This is a genomic window from Streptococcus vicugnae (assembly GCF_016461705.1).
GTDB lineage: Bacteria > Bacillota > Bacilli > Lactobacillales > Streptococcaceae > Streptococcus > Streptococcus vicugnae.
Genome location: NZ_JAEMHW010000004.1, coordinates 16,131 through 35,234, shown reverse-complemented (window position 1 = coordinate 35,234; position 19,104 = coordinate 16,131). Strand labels below are relative to the sequence as shown.

The 19,104-nt window shown below is 36.7% G+C and carries 19 protein-coding genes and 1 tRNA gene; 5 read left to right on the top strand and 15 right to left on the bottom strand.

Annotated features, from left to right (window positions below; translation table 11 throughout):
- Nucleotides 1–101 precede the first annotated feature (101 nt).
- The 9 genes from JG537_RS07945 to JG537_RS07905 all read right to left on the bottom strand — a co-directional run bounded on the left by JG537_RS07945 (nucleotide 102) and on the right by JG537_RS07905 (nucleotide 9,955).
- Nucleotides 102–2,042, bottom strand: a complete 1,941-nt coding sequence (locus JG537_RS07945) for a glycosyltransferase family protein (RefSeq protein ID WP_199544782.1) — start codon at nucleotides 2,040–2,042, stop codon at nucleotides 102–104.
- Nucleotides 2,039–4,264 (bottom strand): glycosyltransferase family 2 protein, encoded by a 2,226-nt coding sequence (locus JG537_RS07940; RefSeq protein WP_199544780.1) that lies wholly within the window; start codon nucleotides 4,262–4,264, stop codon nucleotides 2,039–2,041. The genes JG537_RS07945 and JG537_RS07940 overlap by 4 nt, the downstream gene beginning before the upstream one ends.
- Nucleotides 4,251–5,318 (bottom strand): bifunctional glycosyltransferase family 2/GtrA family protein, encoded by a 1,068-nt coding sequence (locus JG537_RS07935; protein ID WP_199544778.1) that lies wholly within the window; start codon nucleotides 5,316–5,318, stop codon nucleotides 4,251–4,253. Before JG537_RS07935 ends, JG537_RS07940 begins: the two co-directional genes overlap by 14 nt.
- A 5-nt stretch (nucleotides 5,319–5,323) precedes the next feature.
- Complete coding sequence (locus JG537_RS07930; RefSeq protein ID WP_132869219.1) at nucleotides 5,324–6,349, bottom strand: sensor domain-containing diguanylate cyclase; 1,026 nt, start codon at nucleotides 6,347–6,349, stop codon at nucleotides 5,324–5,326.
- A 224-nt stretch (nucleotides 6,350–6,573) separates the two neighbouring features.
- Nucleotides 6,574–6,642, bottom strand: a tRNA-Ile gene (locus tag JG537_RS07925).
- 45 nt (nucleotides 6,643–6,687) lie between these two features.
- Nucleotides 6,688–7,326, bottom strand: coding sequence for a tRNA (guanosine(46)-N7)-methyltransferase TrmB (trmB, locus tag JG537_RS07920; protein ID WP_039695961.1), 639 nt, complete (start codon nucleotides 7,324–7,326; stop codon nucleotides 6,688–6,690).
- Nucleotides 7,326–8,123 carry a cell cycle regulator CcrZ gene (ccrZ, locus tag JG537_RS07915; protein ID WP_414717977.1) on the bottom strand — a complete coding sequence of 266 codons (798 nt, stop codon included), beginning with the start codon at nucleotides 8,121–8,123 and terminating at the stop codon, nucleotides 7,326–7,328. Before ccrZ ends, trmB begins: the two co-directional genes overlap by 1 nt.
- A gap of 69 nt (nucleotides 8,124–8,192) precedes the next feature.
- Nucleotides 8,193–9,227, bottom strand: a complete 1,035-nt coding sequence (locus JG537_RS07910; protein ID WP_199544777.1) for an ABC transporter permease — start codon at nucleotides 9,225–9,227, stop codon at nucleotides 8,193–8,195.
- 2 nt (nucleotides 9,228–9,229) lie between these two features.
- On the bottom strand, nucleotides 9,230–9,955 hold the full coding sequence (locus tag JG537_RS07905) for an ABC transporter ATP-binding protein (RefSeq protein WP_199544774.1): 726 nt from the start codon (nucleotides 9,953–9,955) through the stop codon (nucleotides 9,230–9,232).
- Between the two features lie 63 nt (nucleotides 9,956–10,018).
- Here JG537_RS07905 and JG537_RS07900 point away from each other — a divergent pair, with 63 nt between their 5' ends.
- On the top strand, nucleotides 10,019–10,438 hold the full coding sequence (locus JG537_RS07900; RefSeq protein ID WP_199544772.1) for an HIT family protein: 420 nt from the start codon (nucleotides 10,019–10,021) through the stop codon (nucleotides 10,436–10,438).
- The gene (locus JG537_RS07895; protein ID WP_199544770.1) at nucleotides 10,435–10,743 is read left to right on the top strand and encodes a hypothetical protein; all 309 of its coding nucleotides are present in this window, start codon (nucleotides 10,435–10,437) and stop codon (nucleotides 10,741–10,743) included. Before JG537_RS07900 ends, JG537_RS07895 begins: the two co-directional genes overlap by 4 nt.
- Before the next feature lie 77 nt (nucleotides 10,744–10,820).
- Here the strand turns inward: JG537_RS07895 and lytR are convergent, their stop codons facing one another.
- The 6 genes from lytR to JG537_RS07865 all read right to left on the bottom strand — a co-directional run bounded on the left by lytR (nucleotide 10,821) and on the right by JG537_RS07865 (nucleotide 15,895).
- On the bottom strand, nucleotides 10,821–11,945 hold the full coding sequence (gene lytR, locus JG537_RS07890; RefSeq protein ID WP_199544768.1) for a glycopolymer--peptidoglycan transferase LytR: 1,125 nt from the start codon (nucleotides 11,943–11,945) through the stop codon (nucleotides 10,821–10,823).
- Nucleotides 11,946–11,955: 10 nt separating this feature from the next.
- Entirely contained in the window at nucleotides 11,956–12,468 is a 513-nt protein-coding gene (locus JG537_RS07885) for a GNAT family N-acetyltransferase (RefSeq protein ID WP_132869665.1), read from the bottom strand.
- Nucleotides 12,461–12,904 (bottom strand): tRNA (adenosine(37)-N6)-threonylcarbamoyltransferase complex ATPase subunit type 1 TsaE, encoded by a 444-nt coding sequence (gene tsaE / locus JG537_RS07880; protein WP_132869666.1) that lies wholly within the window; start codon nucleotides 12,902–12,904, stop codon nucleotides 12,461–12,463. The genes JG537_RS07885 and tsaE overlap by 8 nt, the downstream gene beginning before the upstream one ends.
- A gap of 176 nt (nucleotides 12,905–13,080) precedes the next feature.
- On the bottom strand, nucleotides 13,081–14,502 hold the full coding sequence (locus tag JG537_RS07875; RefSeq protein ID WP_132869667.1) for an NCS2 family permease: 1,422 nt from the start codon (nucleotides 14,500–14,502) through the stop codon (nucleotides 13,081–13,083).
- A 104-nt stretch (nucleotides 14,503–14,606) separates the two neighbouring features.
- Nucleotides 14,607–15,206 carry a DUF1361 domain-containing protein gene (locus JG537_RS07870; RefSeq protein WP_199544766.1) on the bottom strand — a complete coding sequence of 200 codons (600 nt, stop codon included), beginning with the start codon at nucleotides 15,204–15,206 and terminating at the stop codon, nucleotides 14,607–14,609.
- Between the two features lie 104 nt (nucleotides 15,207–15,310).
- Nucleotides 15,311–15,895, bottom strand: a complete 585-nt coding sequence (locus tag JG537_RS07865) for a hypothetical protein (RefSeq protein WP_199544764.1) — start codon at nucleotides 15,893–15,895, stop codon at nucleotides 15,311–15,313.
- 87 nt (nucleotides 15,896–15,982) lie between these two features.
- Here JG537_RS07865 and JG537_RS07860 point away from each other — a divergent pair, with 87 nt between their 5' ends.
- From JG537_RS07860 to JG537_RS07850, 3 genes are all read left to right on the top strand, one after another.
- Nucleotides 15,983–16,798, top strand: coding sequence for an HAD family hydrolase (locus tag JG537_RS07860; RefSeq protein WP_132868859.1), 816 nt, complete (start codon nucleotides 15,983–15,985; stop codon nucleotides 16,796–16,798).
- A gap of 329 nt (nucleotides 16,799–17,127) precedes the next feature.
- Entirely contained in the window at nucleotides 17,128–18,120 is a 993-nt protein-coding gene (locus JG537_RS07855; RefSeq protein ID WP_074561342.1) for a PTS sugar transporter subunit IIB, read from the top strand.
- 166 nt (nucleotides 18,121–18,286) lie between these two features.
- On the top strand, nucleotides 18,287–19,090 hold the full coding sequence (locus tag JG537_RS07850) for a PTS mannose/fructose/sorbose transporter subunit IIC (protein ID WP_199544762.1): 804 nt from the start codon (nucleotides 18,287–18,289) through the stop codon (nucleotides 19,088–19,090).
- Nucleotides 19,091–19,104 lie beyond the last annotated feature (14 nt).

Sequence of the window (19,104 nt, the reverse complement as noted above, 5' to 3'; positions counted from 1 at the left end):
AGAGGCGAAGTTACAAACTCCGCCTCCTTCTACTTATTTTATATTATAGTAACATAATTTGATGTCCTTGACAAGTCAAAAGCTTATTAGACTAGGAAAAATCATCCTTTACCAGAAAGAATATCTGATGTTTTGTAAACTCCTGGAGCATACGTCCGTCCAAAAAGTTTCTTAGTCAAAGCATTGAAAGTGTAGTGATCATCCAAAATCACCACTTCATCGTAAGTCTTCAATAAGGCAATGAAATCTTTATCTGTGAAGTTAAAATCATCTCTAGCTTCAATATTTTCATTCCAAAGGTAGTAACTTGTTGCATTATCATTATAAGACTTCATCAAATCTAAGAATTCTTTATCTGCTGAGACAAAATTTTCCCTAGCATCAACATTAACATCCCAAAGATAATAACGACTAGCATATTGAACAAAGAAACTATCTACATGTTCTTTATCAGCTGTTACAACAAGAATTCGTTTTTTCGTTGAATTCATGTTATTTCCAGTGAGCTTGTGAAGCTCTTTAGAAACCTTATTCGTTTCTTGATTATTATTAAAGACAATGCTGTTGTTTTCAGATAACAACATTCCCACTGCGTAAACTGTTAATCCCAAAGTTGCGTATTGGTACAAGCGTTTATTCCACAAGCTCTTATAGGATTTGGCATTACGTTGACTAATGGTTTGTTCATAAAGGGATTTGTCCATTTCCCAAGCAAGTGCCATAACCAGATAACCAAAAGCAAAGATAACCATACTTGAAGCATAGCGTTCAAAACCAGCTAACTCTAAAGCCTCATCTGTCGGCATAGCTGTTAGATACATCAAGAGAATACTAATATAGTAAGTCACAATGGAAATATCAATAAACAACCATGTAACCAAAACATTCTTGATATGTTTTAAGCGAATACCAATAATAATAAAGGCAACCAATAAAATCAAGTTAAGGATAATAATGCCCTGCGTTGATAAGCTATTAATATCAAAGATTGATTTAACAAAAAGATTGATAATCTTTTCTGGTACTCCAGCAACATGACCTGATAAAATTTGCCTTAAATCTGTCATTGAAACAGCATGCTTAGCACTAGCCGCGTCAGGGAAATTATTAGACACATGCTTTTGCCAAATAATAAACGGTAAGAAACTTGCTAGCACAGTGAAGAGCATCATGACAAATGCTTTCAAACCTGCTCTTCTACGAATAATCAAGCGTATCATGCATGCAATGTAAACCACTAAAGCTAAAAAAGCAAAGAACAATCCACTGACCTTGACAATGCTCAACATTCCTAGAATAACTGCCGTATGAAGCGACATCATCCAGAAGCGATTACGATAGGCAAAACAACCCGCTATCGCAGCCAAAGCTAGCACTGGTAACAAGAAATCAACCAATAAGTTATTCAAACGAATAGCCACGTTGAAAGTATTGAAAACCGCAAAGGAAGCAAAAACCATAGCAACCATCAGAACACGACGTTCATCACGCAATGCTCCAAACATGGCATAAAGGCAGGAAGCAATTAAGAAGAATTGCCCAACAAGCATACTTCCTTCTGAGAAACCAACAATGGTTGTAAAGAAATAAATAAAGAGTGAGCTACCAACAGGATAAGTATAATAACTAATAATCGTATCATACTGCGTTGGAAGAGCGTTATTGATGTGGAAGAATTTTACAATCGTTGCCCAATGGGTAAAATTATCATAATGCAAGATTGGAGAATTCCAAAGTGTCACTCCAAACAAAAGCAAATAAAGCATCATCCCAATGGCAATGTAATCTAGCTTACGGAATTTTATTCTTTTCTTCCAGATATTCCACAGATGATAAAGACTTAAGAGACAACCAACAACGGATATAGCATAAACCGTCTCTAGCATCTCGCCAACTAAACTACCAAGATGTAAAATCAAGGTAATAAATGAGAAAGTGAAAACCCACGTCAAGCGACGATTCATCTTCAAAGCATTTCGGAAAAAGGCATCATAACCCATGGTAATAGCAAAGAATAAAAGTAATCTCAAAATCGATATCATACTTTTTCCCTCCATTCATTTGCTAAAGCTTTAAAAGCAGGTAATTTTTCCAGAGTTGGAAGATTCACCACTTGGTAGAGTGACTCATCTCTATCAATATCGTAAGAGACAAAGGCAAGCTTGAAGAACATGTCATGATAGATAAAGTCAACTATTGGCTTTCTGCGCGGATTTTCTAATTGCCCAGAAAAAGTCATATAATAATAATTCGTCTTTCTAAGTTGACGTTTTATGCCGTTGTATTCAACATCCTCATTTAGACGCACTTTTGGTAAGGCAATTGGGTCGTATGCTGAAACTGGACGTTCATTACTTTGGAAACGTCGGTTAAAGTTTTCAAGCAAATCATCCCAAGTTGTCATCCAAGAATCCTTATGCGTTGGCAAATTGTGATTGATACGGTCGTAAATGTATTGATAAAATTCACGAATATCAGCTGGTTCAACCTCAGTGAATTGCACTCCATATCGCCAGCCATTTTCACCCACCACAACACGAACCACATATCCTTTTGCAGTCGCACGATAATTTCGCGATTGCAAATGAAGTGTTATCTCTTTTGTTTTTGGTAAATAAAGTGGCAAGTTAGAGCTAAAGGAAATTCCTGTTTCTGAAATATCACAAACCCTAACTTGGTAAGACTCTCCATCAACATCGATAGTCATCGGTTCATCAACAATAAAACGTTCGCTTGATCGATAAATTGGACGACCAATCGCACAGAAAATAGCAAATGTCAAATTAACAATGTGATAAAAGAGCCAGAAACTAATGATACTACCATAGAAAAGTTCCGAACCAAATTTACCATAGTTAAAGGTTACTAGACCATACATAGCAAGCAGCCATAAAATCGCATAAGGAATAGCATACAAGTACAAAGTCCATGAAGAATCATTTCCTTTTCGAGTAACCTTAAATTTCTTTTCACTAATCCCAAAGGATTCCATCATCAAAGGAATGACCAAATACGGTGCAAAAATCGTTTCAACAATTTCACCCCATACTTGTGTTCGATAGTCTTTTGAAACTTCACGCATTGATAAACGTGTCAAGGCGTAACTTGGCAACCAGAAAAAGAAGAGCAACCAAATATTTGACACTACAACACGCACATGAAAGACAGTGTACAAAATCGGAGCCAAGATATATAACAAACGTCTAAAGAATGACCACCAATAAAGATAACCATTGATATAAACCAAACGTTGCCCCTTCGTCAAATTTTTATTGAAGAAGACATTCATGTTATAACTACTTCTGATAACCCCACGTCCCCAACGAACGCGCTGTTTGATAACACTCTTTAAGTCAGTTGGCGTTAAACCACTAGCCATTGGATTTTTAGTTGAATAATTGACGTAACCTGCTGCATTCATTCGAACACCAAGTTCAAAATCCTCAGTAATGGTATCTGTCGGAAATCCACCAACATCTTCAATAGCCTTACGAAAAATAACTGTATTAGACCCAGTATAAACCGCTGCACCACGCGCATTGTTAAAAACGTTGATTTCTTTTGAGAAGAAATCTTGTTCATTCGGCAAAGTTTCTTCTGAGAAAAGATTGTATTGGAAAATATCCGCATTGTAAAAGCTTTGTGGAGTTTGAATCAACCCAATTTTTGGCTTGTCATAATGATCGCCTCTTTCGTAAGCTTCAACCTGCTCAATGAAATATGGCACAGCTTCCATCAAAAATTCACGGTATGGAATCATATCCGCATCAAAAGTTGCCACAAGCGGAGCTGATGTTTTGCTAAGCGCATTATTATAGTTTCCTGATTTGGCATCTTTATTATCAGATAAACCAAAATAACCAACACCAAGTTCTTCTGCGATTTTAGCAACTGCTGGACGATTGGTATCATCACAGACAAAGATGCGAACCTTTGATTTGTCAGGATAATCTAAGTAAGTACAGGCATTAATGGTCTTGTAAAGCAAATCAGGGTCTTCATTATGCGTGGCAATCAAGACATCAACATCAGGATAACGGTCATAAGAAATCTCTGGTTTTTCCAGTTCAAAATTCTTCTGCTTGTTTAAAATCAGAATATAACCTGTAATCGCCGAAACCACTTCACTCAGCCACAATAGCAGACCAAAAATCAAAGCAAACCAAGAATCATGCCACGGAATTGTTGCTAGCAAGCGCCAAGTCAAGTAAAAGATTGTGGTGAGAAAGGCGGCAATATACAGTAAGTTTTTAAGCTTCTTCATTTCCACCTCCACTAAAGACTAAGTGCTTTTGAACAAAATAGCTAACGAAGAAGAGTGCCCCATCAACAACAATTTTCACAATTGAGATTGGAACAGCTGTCAAAGCATTTCCGACAAGGGTTACCAAAAGACTTGATAACATGATTTGTACAACAACCAAGATAAAATACTTAACCGCACTACTTGCCTTACCCTTCTTGAAAACAACCTTGTGATTTAAAATATAATTCACAACTGATGAAATGGCACGTGCTAAAACCGAAGCAAGGGTTACCGCACTGAGACTGAGACCATTAAAGAGTGAAATCAAAATCGTAAAAGCAACAATATCTACTAAGAATGAGAATAGTGATGAAAAAATATACTTAAAGAATACCTTATAAATGCGAAGTGAATCACGAATAACATCAAAGTGTGAAGATTGATTTTCATCAAGATAGATAGTCGCAATACCGACTTCACGAATAGGAATACCACCTTCTTTAGCCGCTAAAAGCATATTCATCTCAAATTCATAACGTTCCCCCTCGACCCCGAGCATTCTTTCTAACCAGCTAGCTGGTAAGACACGAAGACCAGTTTGAGTATCAGAAACCTTCATACCAGTAAAAGCATCTAAAACATCACGAGTCAATAAATTACCAAATTTACTACGAAGCGGAACAGAGTTTTCGAATTTTCTAACCCCAAGCACTAAGCTCTCTGGATATTTTAAAAACTCATCTAGACATTTTAGGGTATCTTCATAAGTGTGTTGACCATCTGAATCAATGGTTACAATACCTTTAGCTTGTGGTAAATGTTCAATAATGTATGAGATGGCTGTTTTTAAAGCTCGACCCTTACCTTTATTTTCAGAATGCGTCAATAAATGACAAGCATATTTTTCTTTAGCTTCATCAAATAGAGCTTTATAATCTGGTCCACTGCCATCATCGACAAGAACAATTTCAAAAGGTTTATCTTCTCGTAATCGAATATCTCTCAATAACTCTAACATACGATGATCAGGTTCAAAGGCAGGAATAACAATAACAAGATCTTGATAGATCATAAGCCTTATCCTTTCTGATTTTTATCACGATACATTCTCTCATCAGCACATGCACAAAAATCAACAAATGTCTTATGTGCTTCATAAGAATCTGTATAGGAACCGAGCGAAGCCGTTACAGGCATATCTTTTACCATCATCTCAATCTTAACAAGATTGATCAAAAAATCTGCCTGTTGTTTCGTAACCCCCGAAAGTAAAACTGCAAATTCATCACCACCAAGCCGTGCAACTACAGCATTTTCTGGCATAACCTTAGTTAATAACTCACCATATTCAATTAAAATCTGGTCCCCACGAGCATGACCATAAATGTCATTAGCCTCTTTAAATTTATTCAAATCAGACATGATAACCGTAATCTCTTCAGTCTTGTTAAGAACACATTCGTCAAAAGCAAGCTCGATATAACGGCGGTTATGGACCTGAGTTAAAACATCCTCATAAGCCATCTTTTGCATTGCTAATTCTTGTTTGCGCTGCTCGGTGACATCGACAACGATTGAAAAAGCTCCAATAATTTTCTTGCGACGATTATAAATCGGTGAAAACATATTTTGCCAATAAAGTGTCTTACCATCATATTCGATAGTATCTAAGGACGTAAAAGTCTCACCTTTCAGTGCTCTATCGACATTAGCTTTTAGCTCTGCTGATCTTTCAGCATCTAAATGCCGTAGCGGACAATCACCAATCTTTGGAGTGAATTTAAAGATTTCTTGCATCAGACGAATATCATTTCGATTGATAGCCATAAAACGATAATTCAAATCAAGAGCATACATATTGATGTCATCAGAACTTTCAAGAATAAAGTAGGACAACATGTGCCGTCTTCGACCTATATAAGAGGCGAATATAACTACACCCAATACAACAATCGAAACAATTAACTTTACAGGATTTTCATGGTTAACTACAATCTCATCATAAGCCAAATTAAGCATCAAGTTAAAAGCGATTAAAGCCCCAAGATAGGTCAACCAGCCTTGATACTTATATAATAATTCTTTTACTCTACCTAAAAGCATACAGCCTCACTATTCTAAGCAAGCTCTAAATCACTTGCTAATATCACCTAAATAACGTTTTCTAACAACATACCACCATTAACTCTAGTGAGTTTTCCTTTTCATAATGCAATTGATTTTATATTACTTGACAATTAAAATCTTTAAAGATGCAAAAAACGCCCCAAAAAACAGTTGAACTTGTTTTCAAAACCAAAGGACGTTTTATTATATTCAATTGTGTAAGGAGAGGAAGGGAATCGAACCCCTAAAAGCCTAAGCATTTCTTACACCTATCCACTAAGTACCTCTCCAAAAGAAGATTAGTCGCCTAACTTCTTTTTGCTAACATTAGCTGTTTACTGAAACTGTGCTTCCACACGATAAATGACTTGACCTTTTTTAGAAAATTTCTCTTCATATTCAGTCATGACATTTCCTTCAAAATCACTAGCATGTAAGTCTAACCAAACTTGTTTTAAAATCATGCCATATTGTGAGAAGCTTGCCAAACTGTATTCAAACAAACCACGGTTATCGGTTTTAAAGTGAATTTCACCATGTTCCGGTAAAATTTGACGATAAGTATCTAAAAATGTTTTATAAGTCAAACGACGTTTTTCATGACGTTTTTTAGGCCATGGATCTGAGAAATTCAAATACATCAAATCAATCTCGCCGTCAGCAAAATAATTTGTCAAATCAGAACCATCAACTAGCAACAAACGAACATTTGGTGCTTGACTATCTAAAACTTTATCCAAAGCGTAGCTAAGTACTGATACTTGAATGTCAATTCCGATATAGTTAATATCTGGATTTTGCAAAGCCATTCCTGTAATGAATGCTCCTTTTCCTGAACCAACTTCGATGTGGATTGGGTTATCATTACCAAAGACTTCACGCCAATGACCTTTTGCTTCTTCTGGATTTAAGATAACATAGTGTGGGTTATTTTCTAAGTGCTCCTCAGCACCCTTACGTTTTCTAACTCGCATTATTTCTTTTTACTAACTAACTCCCTAAATTTTCGTAAGCCGTAAATTTCTTGGTTGACATGTTCCATATCTCGCTTATCAAAGCATTTCAAAATTTGTGAAAGATATGAAAATTGTCCGTACCAAGCAACTTTACTGCGTACTTTTTCATTGTCTTTATAGCCATAATAATTCAACCACTCACCCCAACGTGTGTAAGGAATATAGTGACTCAAAAGAAAGGCTACGTCGTACATTCGATCTGTCAAACGAACAGAATCCCAGTCAACAAGATAAATCATACCACTTGTTGTAATGACCCAGTTACTGTGCTTGATATCTCCATGTACAATGGTCGCAACTTCAGAACGAAATTCTGGCAAGCTACGTTTTAATTCTTTTACAATACCTTGCAAATAAGTATTTTCACGAATTTGCAATGGTGCATTTTTTTCCCAGTCAACCAATAAATCATATGGATTTTCAATCTTATAGTTTAACTGTAGTAATTGGTTAACCAATGGTCGTGACTTGTGTAAACGCAAAAGAATATGGACAATTTGTTTACTACCCATATCCTCTTTAGTCAAAATTCTTCCATCAAGCCATTCCTGTGCACTCATTGTATCGCCATTACCTGTACGTCGCACCCACAATAATTGCGGAGCAATCTGCTCTTTAGCAAGAGCTGGTAAAATTGGTGTCGTGTTAAACTTGATAAAGATTTTTTCACCGTTTGGATATTGACCAATAAAGGCTTTACCACTTTTACCTCGAAGTGGTGCCATTGTCAATTCCTGATCTGATACTGTTGTCACCTGTCTGCCCTCCTTTTCTTTCCTATATAATACGATTCGTCACTTTTTATTTTACTTGTTTTACAGTTCCTAGTCAATCATCTTCGCAATTTTGTAAGGAAGATAACATTCTGTAACAATTATTGTAATCAAAATAAGAAGCCCTGCTGCTTTCAAAGAAAAGCATAGCAACAATTCAATCATACAAATCAAATAAGACAAACGTTTCAATAAAGCTTTTAAATTAGCCATTTTCTGCATTTCTGAAATAGGGTATAAGCGTGTTAAATATTGATATTCAAAATGTCTACCAAGTCCTAATAACTGAAAGAGTAAGAGATAATTAAAAATCAAAGCAAGCCCTGCTGCTACTAAATGATTCGGAATAACAACCAAGGCTAAAATGCTTAGAAGTACCAAACGTAAGGTCAGTGCTAAATAATCCGAACTTCGAAGGAAAGCTCGCAAATATAAATTTGACCAAGTTTTATCATGACGCTTCTTAACCAAACCAAGAATCTTATCTAAGTAAGCGCGTTGTTTGACACTAGCAGAAATTCCTTTAACTGTTGTAAAGAGAGCAAAGAATTTTAAGATAGCTTGACGGCGCTTATTTTCATAAGTAATCGCCGCCTCCCAAGAAAAATATCCATCTCTAAAAAAGACTTTTTCTTTTCTCAGCATGATAAACCACTTAATACCAATCAGCACTAACAAAAGTGCAGCAAAAACTGGCACTGTTACGCCCAACTTAAAGAAAATTGGTGCTAAAAGTAGCAAAACAGCCGTTTGTAAAAATGCCCAAATTCCAAAAGAACGAATTCTTGCCAGATGAATCCAAGCAACCACTTCTTCTTCCTTAGGCAGGTAAAATAACTTATCTGGCGCTTCAATATAAGTCGCAATTCTCCCAAGACTAAGCAGAAGAACTGTCACAATTACCAGAATCACGTCAATCCAGGTTGTCTGCTTTGGAAAATGTTTTAGCAATTCCCCGTATTGGACCATTAAGAACCCTGATAAAAACAACAAAACCAGTACAAAATGATCATTCAATACATAACGTAAGTATTTCAGACATTGCCCTAAAAAAAGACTACGTCGTTTAAGAAAAACTTCTTTCATCTCTATCCCTCTTTAGTTAAAGCCATATAAATGTCATTTAGACTAGCATCTGGCTGACCAAAAGCTTGACGCAATTCAGCCAAATTTCCCATAGCACGCACTTGACCATGATGCAAAATCACAAAACGGTCACACATTTTTTCAGCAGCATCTAAAACGTGTGTTGACATCAAGATAGCTTTTCCTTTAGCCTTTTCTTGCGCTAACAAATCCGTCAAATCAGAAATCGCCAAAGGATCTAGTCCCAAAAATGGTTCATCAACGATAAACAAATGAGGATCAATCATAAAGGCACAAACAATCATAACCTTTTGCTTCATCCCTTTTGAAAAATTAATCGGAAACCAATCCAATTTATCAGATAAACGAAAAAGCTCTAATAATTCTTTTGCACGCGCCATTGCTTGTTCAAAGTCAAGATCATAAGCCATAGCAACCGTCTCTAGATGCTCACGCAGAGTCAACTCTTCATATAGACTTGGTGTTTCAGGAATAAAACCAATTTTTTTACGATAGTCTGCTTGATTATCAGCCAAAGTCAAACCATCCAAAGTAATTTGTCCTTGATATGGTGTCAAAAGTCCGATAATTTCATTAATAGTTGTTGATTTTCCTGCACCATTAAGTCCAATCAAACCAACTAACTCACCATCAGAAACTTCAAATGAAATATTTTTTAAAACAGGGATATTAATGTATCCACCTGTGACATTTTCAATTTTTAACATAAGATACCCACATTTTTTTGATATAATAATTATAACAAAATCAAAGGATTATAGGTGATTCAAATGGAAAATTGCATCTTTTGTAAAATTATCGCAGGTGACATTCCGTCATCAAAAGTTTATGAAGACGATAAAGTCTTAGCTTTCTTAGACATTTCACAAACTACTAAAGGACATACACTCCTTATTCCAAAAGAACATGTTAAAAACGTCCTTGAAATGTCAGAAGAAACATCACAAGAACTCTTTGCACGTTTACCAAAAGTTGCGCGTGCTGTTCAAAAAGCAACAGGTGCAGTTGGAATGAATATCGTTAACAACAACGAAGAAATTGCTGGACAAACTGTTTTCCATGCACACATCCATCTTATTCCACGTTATGCTAAAAACGATGAATTCGCCATCAACTTTACAGAACACGAACCAGATTTCGAAGCTCTTGGAAAATTGGCAGAACAAATTGCTAAAGAGGTAGAAGCATGAAATTAGGCCATCTTGTCGCATTTGGCCTTGCAAGCTGCGCTGGTTTTGCAGCCTACAAAACTTACCAAAAACGCGATGAAATCAAAGCAGATATTGCTGACGCTAATGAAATCAGTGACAAAATCGCTGAAGATATCACAAAAATTCATCATACTATTGACGATATCAATCAGCAATTGCCAAAACTTCAAAGCATTAGCCAAGAATTAGATTATAAACGTCGCTTATTTGAACAAGAAACAAATAGTCGACTCGAACAAATCAAAACAACTTTGGCAAAATATCAAGAAAGTGATCAATCATAAAAAGAGCTAGGATTTTTCCAAGCTTTTTTATTCAAACTAAATAATTAAAAAGCCGACCAAAGGTCGGCTTTTTAATCTTAATATGGGTAAGCAGTATCTTCTGAGTATGTATCAGTTATGTAATCACTGTAGCCATCACTGCTATAATCGCTGTAGCTACTGTAATCAGAACTATAACCATATCCTGATGTACCATAAAGGTTCTCAGAAAGAACAGCTGTTGTTTTTAGTTCGGTACTTTCCTCTAAGCCAAGTTGTTTCTTGATGCGGTTTTGCACTTCAAGCAAATGATCTGAACTTACAATTTGATAAGAAATTTCATTAATTGTTTGTCCTTCACCCTCTAATTGATAAGTTTCGATATTTTTAAGAGAGTCCGCATAGCCAAGAAGACTTGGAATAGTACTTGATGAAATCTCAACGTTTGTCTGCATGTTCTTACTTACAGCAGAAAGAATCTTCTTGTATGACGATACACTATCAAGCGCTAAAATCTTCTTAAGAACTTTTTGAATAACTTCGCGTTGACGTTGTTGACGACCATAGTCTCCCTTTGGATCTTGGTGACGCATACGTGCGTAAACCAAAGCTTGGTCACCATTAATTTTATGAGTTCCTGGTTCAACTGAAGATGTATAATCTGGCTCTGTTTCTTCAATTGAAATAGGGAAATCAAAATTGTTGGTTACTGTAATACCACCAACAGCGTTAACCAAATCAACAAGACCTTGCATATTGATTTGCATATAATAGTCAATCTTAATATCCAACAAATCCTGAATAGTCATGATAGCCATTTGAGCCCCACCTGAAGCATAAGCTGCGTTCAACTTAGCTTGAGCGCCATTCATATTATTATCTTCAGGACCAGTCAATTCAATTAGAATATCACGTTCAAGACTAGTCATCGTCGTTGTTTTTGTTTTAGGATTAACAGTTACCAAAATCATTGAGTCACTGTTACCTTCCCAAGTTGATTGACGTTCAGAATCTCCTGTATCGACCCCCATCAAAAGAATTGAGAAAGGTTTTGTCTGTTTGATAGCATTGCTGCTTGAACCAGACGTTTTGTAATCTTTAAACGTTTTTGAGAGCTCACTTGTTGAAAAACTGTAAGCACTTGTAATATAAACACCTAATGCAACAATTGTTGTCACAAAGATTGCTGCTATCATGAGCAGTATTTTTTTTCCGAGTTTCATTTGTTTACTTTTAGTCTATCAACCTACTCATCAAGTAGACGTCAAGAAATTCTCCATCTTTAGTTTTTGCGCCACGTTCCTTAGTAGCTTCAATCTTAAAACCGAACTTTTCATAAAGGTGAACAGCTCTGCTATTTCTAGCTTGAACTGTTAATTCCAAACGACGAATCACTGGCGTGTGGCAAGCCCAGTCAAGAGCAACTTCCATAAGAAGCGAGCCAAGACCATATCCCCAATATTTTTCTTGAACAGCAATAAAAATATCACCAATGTGATTTGTCTGCGGTGAGCTAGTACTAGATATATTCAAAACACCAGCTAACTCATGACCAACTCTTACTACCAAACAAATTTCATTAACAGATGCAAGATGTCGCTCCAAAAAGATTTCCATATCCTTTTGCGACAAAAGCGTCTCTGCAACAACAAAATCTGTCTCTAAGCTAACTTGCTTAAGCAAGTCAACTAAAGCTTTGGCATCAGTAAGCTGTGCTTCTTCAGCGATTACCTCTTGTTCAGCCACGTTCTACAGCCTCCAGAAGCTCCTTACTTCGTGGGCCATTAGATTGTAACTCTATGTCACGACCATCTCCTGAAGGAGTGATAATGATTTCTAAGTAATCGCCGAGTAAATCCTCTTCTAAAAGTTCACCCCATTCAATCACGGCAACACCATCGCCATACAAGAAATCATCCAGATCAATAGAATCTGGGTCATTTCCGATACGGTAAACATCTAGATGATAGAGCGGTAAACGCCCCTCGTATTCCCGAACAATCGTATAGGTAGGACTCTTAATCATCTGATCGATATCAAGCCCTTTTGCGATTCCTTTAGTTAATGTCGTTTTACCAGCACCAAGAGTTCCTGTTAACACCAGAACATCTCCTGCTTGTAACTTTCGACCGAGCTGATAACCATATGCCATCAACTCATCTTCATTATGACTATAAAACATGAGTCCATTATATCAAAATTCTGCTTACCTTCCAAGTCTCGCCAGTTTTTCACAAGTGGTTTTATAAAAAAATTTTTAAAAAGTCAACCAGGCCAAGACTTACAGCATGTTTTATGTATAAAAAAGCTGAAGGCGAGAGAACTTTTACCTTCAGCTTTTTGTCAAAAACTATATTTTTATAAAATTGCCAAGCTAACAAAGTTAAGAATAAACAAGAAGTCTAGAATCCACATAATAGCGTGAACTTCTTTTGCTTGACCTTTTACAATTTTAACCAATGTGTAAGTGATGAATCCAGCAGCGATACCATAAGTAATGCTGTAGCTGAATCCCATGAAGATTGATGTAAAGAATGCTGGAACTGCTTCACCAAGATCGTCCCATTTAACATTTTTAAGGTTTGAAAGCATCATAACACCAACAATGATAAGAATTGGAGCTGTTGCTTGAGTAGGAACGATTGATACAAGTGGGCTAAAGAAGCTTGAAATAGCAAAGAGAACAGCTACAACAAGAGCAGTCAAACCTGTACGACCACCAGCACCGATACCTGCTGCTGATTCAACGTAAGTTGTTACGTTTGAAGTACCTGCAATCGCACCTAATGTTGTACCAACCAAATCAGAATAAAGGGCACGGTCAAGTGATTTAGATTCTTTATTTTCACCAGTTGTGGCAACAATACCAACTTTTTCACCAGTACCAACAAGTGTACCAATTGTATCAAAAATATCTGTCAATGAGAAAGCAAGAATTGCCATCAAGACACCTGGAATACGTGAAGCATCTGAGAATAATGAACCAAGACCTTGACTACCAAGAGCTACACCAAAGATTTCTTTCAAATCATTGATTGAAGCAGACAAGTTAGTTGCAGCCCAGTTAACTGAACCAAGATCAACAACACCAATCAAAATACCAACAACTGTAGTTGCAGCAATTGAAAGGATAACACCACCACGAATTCCTTTAACGATAAAGAAGATTGAGATAGCAAGACCAATCAAAGCAAGGATAACACCTGGTGTGTTAAAAGCGACCAAACCTGGTGTAGCTGATGCGTTAGCTGTAATTGAAGCAAGACCTTTATCAGCACCAGTCCCAGCTACCGTATAAGTACCAGCATCGATAGAGAATTTCAAGAAGCCGGCATTTTTAATACCAACATAAGCAAGGAAAATACCAATACCAGCTGAAATAGCTGATTTCAATGCTGCTGGGATTGATTCAATAATCAATTTACGAACTTTAGTTACTGTAATAACAAGTGAGATAAGTCCGCAGATGAAGACCATCGCAAGAGCTTCTTGCCAAGAGTAACCTAGTGAAAAGACAACTGTATATGTGAAGAAGGCGTTAAGTCCCATACCTGGTGCTTGTGCATATGGAAGATTAGCGTAGAAAGCCATCATCAATGTACCAACGACAGCACCAATAATTGTGGCAAGGAACACACCTTGGGCAGGCATTCCAGCTTGTGAAAGGATTGATGGGTTAACAAACAATACGTATGACATTGCAAAGAATGTTGTTAAACCAGCAGTTACTTCTGTACGAACATCTGTACCATGTTCTTTAAGTTTAAAAAACTTTTCCATTTTTAAATGGTTTCTCCTTTAATAAGGTTAATAATAGTCGCTTTTTCTTCTATTTCCGAACGACTTATATATTTTATCAAAAGATTGTTCAGTTTTCAATAACTTTATTTAAAATTTTCACGATCTAAAAAGATAAGACATAAAATCTGTAAAAAAGTAAAGCCAAGCACGAAATGAATAGCGTTCCAGCTAATGACATTTAAGATTTCATCAATGACAAGACCTGGTCTAGTAAAAATATCCCAAGAATTTAATCGTGCATAGCGTCCAATATGAATCGCGAAACTCGAAACAAAAGATAGGATTGCAATAAAAAACATTCGGATATAATAATTTTTGATTTTAAAAGTCACCACAATGTTCTTAACACTTTCAATCCCACATAAAACTCCAAATAAAATACTAGACACGTACAACATGTACAAAATCAAGCTAGTTTTATTCCATAAAACCGAATCCGTAAAGTTCATATGAACAATATCTGTCAACATATAAAAAGTGTTCGGGTAAAAAAACAACCATAAGAGACTACTTGCCCCTCTCACCACTTTTTGTTTTGTAAAATAAGAAAGGAGTGAAAAATCAAGAGCAAGTAGCGCCAGAAACATATTCCAAACCAGATCCGGACCTCGCAAATGATAATAATAAATACCAAACGAAATGATTCCAAAAAAGATATGAATCATAACATTCTTTTTAACCATATCTTCTCCCCCTTTCTTAAAGCTTATTATAGCAAAAAAGCATTGAAATTACCCTTAAAAGCAAGTAAAGGAGATGAGAAACTCTCACCTCCTTTTGACTTCTATCAATCATTATCAAGTACGACAAACATCATTACTTGAACAACCATTAAACCGATAATAAATGGCATATTAATCGTCGATAATGCTTTGGCTGCTTCTTCAAAAATATTCAAATGCTGATTAACAATAACCTTCCAAGTAATTCCCAATGTTCGGAGTACTTGAAATAGCAAACTAGCAAAAAAAGCTACTCCCATCACAAAGAATACTTGAATGTATTGATTTAATTTCAAAGGTTTTAAAATCATTCGTAAACTCAAAGTTCCTGCAACCAATGAAAAAACAAGAACTGCTAGGTAAATCATAAACGATGTCATACCATCTGATGACCATAAAACCGATGTTGCCCATGATGTATCTGCCACACTGAACAAAACATTTAAGTTATTTGGGTAGAAAAAGCACCACAAAACAAATGCAGCTACACGTAACACGATATGTTTAAAATAAAAAAAGAAAAATCCCATTTCCACTGTTAACAACGAAAATAGCACATCATTCATAAGACCATCACTATTTGCATGGAAAAACGTAATACTCAAAATAATTCCTAAAGCAAAGACATGACTCCAAAAAATTTTATACATTAACTTGTAACCTCATTTTTTATTAAAACCATTATACCATAATACTTTTCTTTTTCTTTGCTAGTCTTTTTTGTTATAATAACACCTATGACAAAGAAAAAAATGATTGCTCTTGATTTGGATGGAACACTACTGCGTAGTGATAATACCATTTCAGATTATACTGTTAATACCATTAAAAAAATACAAGAAAAAGGTCACAAGGTCGTTATTGCGACAGGTCGCCCATACCGTATGGCTCTTGAGCACTACCGCCGCTTACAACTTGAGACACCTATGATTACCTTTAACGGTTCCTTGACACACCTTCCCGAAAAAAAATGGGACTTTGAACACAGCGTCACTATCGATAAACAATACCTGCTTGATGTCCTAGACATCCAAAAAAGTATCCAAGCAGACTTTATCGCTAGTGAATACCGTAAAAAATTCTTCATCAGTGCCGATAATCACGACATCATCAATCCACAACTTTTTGGTGTCGATAAAATCACCGATAAAATGACACTTGATGTAACAAAAATTACCGAAAATCCAAATGGTCTTTTGATGCAAACTCATCACGAAGACAAATATGCTCTTGCCGATGAAATGCGCAAATACTTCAACCACGAAATCGAAATTGATTCATGGGGAGGACCGCTTAATATCTTAGAATTCTCACCTAAAGGCATCAACAAAGCTTACGCCCTCAAACATCTGCTAAAAACACTAAATATGGACAAAGATGATTTGATTGCTTTTGGTGATGAGCACAACGACACTGAAATGCTTGCTTTAGCAGGAACTGGTTATGCTATGAAAAATGCAAGCGATGTTCTCCTACCATTTGCTGACAAACAAACAGACTTCACCAATGAAGAAGACGGTGTTGCGAAAGAATTAGCGAAAATTTTTCTATAAATTTCTGAAAAAACTTCTTTTTAGGAAGTTTTTTCTTTTTTTCATCGTTTTCAAAACATTTTCATAAATTTCACAATAATCATAACGCATTATCCGAACGTTATTTTGTGTTTTATCCAATTTAATCGCTTTATTTTGCGAGTTTCTGAAAATTTTTCATGATTTCTGTTATTTTTTCTCAAAAAGCTATTGCATTTTTTGTGAAAACGTTTTACAATAATATCGTTCTTAAAATTTCCTTGGAACGGAAAAGAATTGCCGGGCTTGCCTGGAAGGAGATTATTCTTTTTTGTTTCAACGAAAAATAATCATAAGGAGGAAGAACAAGAATGGGTATCGGTATTATTATTGCCAGCCATGGTAAATTTGCTGAAGGTATTCATCAATCAGGTTCTATGATCTTTGGTGACCAAGAAAAAGTTCAAGTTGTAACTTTCATGCCAAGTGAAGGACCAGATGATTTATATGCACACTTCAACGATGCTATCGCACAATTTGATGCTGATGATGAAATCCTCGTACTAGCTGACCTTTGGAGTGGTTCTCCATTTAACCAAGCTAGTCGCGTTATGGGTGAAAATCCAGACCGCAAGATGGCTATCATTACAGGTCTTAATTTGCCAATGCTTATCCAAGCCTACACTGAGCGTATGATGGACGCAAATGCAGGTGTTGAACAAGTTGCCGCAAATATCATTAAAGAGTCTAAAGACGGTGTTAAAGCACTTCCTGAAGAACTCAACCCTGCTGAAACAGCAGCTGCTGCACCTGCTGCACAAGCTGCCCCTCAAGGTGCTATTCCTGAAGGAACTGTCATTGGTGATGGTAAACTTAAAATCAACCTCGCTCGTATCGACACACGTCTTCTTCACGGACAAGTTGCAACAAACTGGACACCAGCTTCTAAAGCTGACCGTATCATCGTTGCATCTGACACTGTATCTAAAGATGAATTGCGTAAAGGCTTGATCAAACAAGCAGCACCAAACGGTGTTAAAGCAAACGTTGTTCCAATCAAGAAATTGATTGAAGCTTCTAAAGACCCTCGTTTTGGTAACACACACGCACTTATCTTGTTTGAAACACCTCAAGAAGCTCTTGAAGCTATCGAAGGCGGTGTGCCAATCAAAGAACTTAACGTTGGTTCAATGGCTCACTCAACAGGTAAAACAATGGTTAACAACGTATTGTCTATGGACAAAGATGACGTTGCTACATTTGAAAAATTACGTGACCTTGGCGTAACATTCGATGTTCGTAAAGTCCCTAATGATTCTAAAAAAGACTTGTTTGATCTAATCAAAAAAGCAAACGTTCAATAATTTTTGAATAATGCTTCGAGCAGGAACAAAAAGTAAGCGTTTCTATGAAAGGCTTTCACCTGTCAGAAAGATTCAAACTTCCTGTTTTTATCCAAAACTTGTAAGCCGTGGTTTCTGGCTTACAATTGCACATTGAAAACTTTTATAAACGAAAGGAACTAGAATAATGTCAGTTATTTCTATGATTTTAGTCGTTGTAGTTGCCTTCTTCGCTGGTCTTGAAGGTATCCTTGACGAATTCCAATTCCACCAACCACTAGTTGCCTGCACACTTATCGGTCTTGTTACTGGTAACCTTGAAGCAGGTATCATCCTTGGCGGTTCACTACAAATGATCGCTCTTGGTTGGGCTAACATTGGTGCCGCTGTTGCACCAGATGCTGCCCTTGCTTCTGTAGCTGCTGCTATCATCATGGTTAAAGGTGGAGACTTCACTTCTAAAGGTATCGCAGTTGCAACAGCAACAGCTATCCCTCTTGCAGTTGCAGGCCTTTTCCTTACTATGCTTGTTCGTACAGCTTCTGTTGCCCTTGTTCACGGTGCTGACGCTGCCGCTAAAGAAGGAAACATCGCTGCTGTTGAACGCACTCACTTAGTTGCTCTTTTCCTTCAAGGACTTCGTATTGCTGTTCCTGCTGCACTTCTTCTTGCAGTACCAACATCAGTAGTACAATCTGTTCTTAACGCTATGCCAGACTGGTTGTCAGGTGGTATGGCTGTCGGTGGTGGTATGGTTGTTGCTGTAGGTTACGCTATGGTTATCAACATGATGGCTACAAGTGAAGTATGGCCATTCTTCGCTATCGGTTTTGCTGTAGCAGCTGTCTCTGATCTTACTCTTATCGCACTTGGTACAATCGGTGTTGCCCTTGCCTTCATCTACCTTAACCTCTCAGAAAAAGGTGGAAACGGTGGCGGAACTGTTTCAGGTTCTGGTGACCCAATTGGCGATATCCTAGAAGACTACTAGAAAGGGGCACTAAC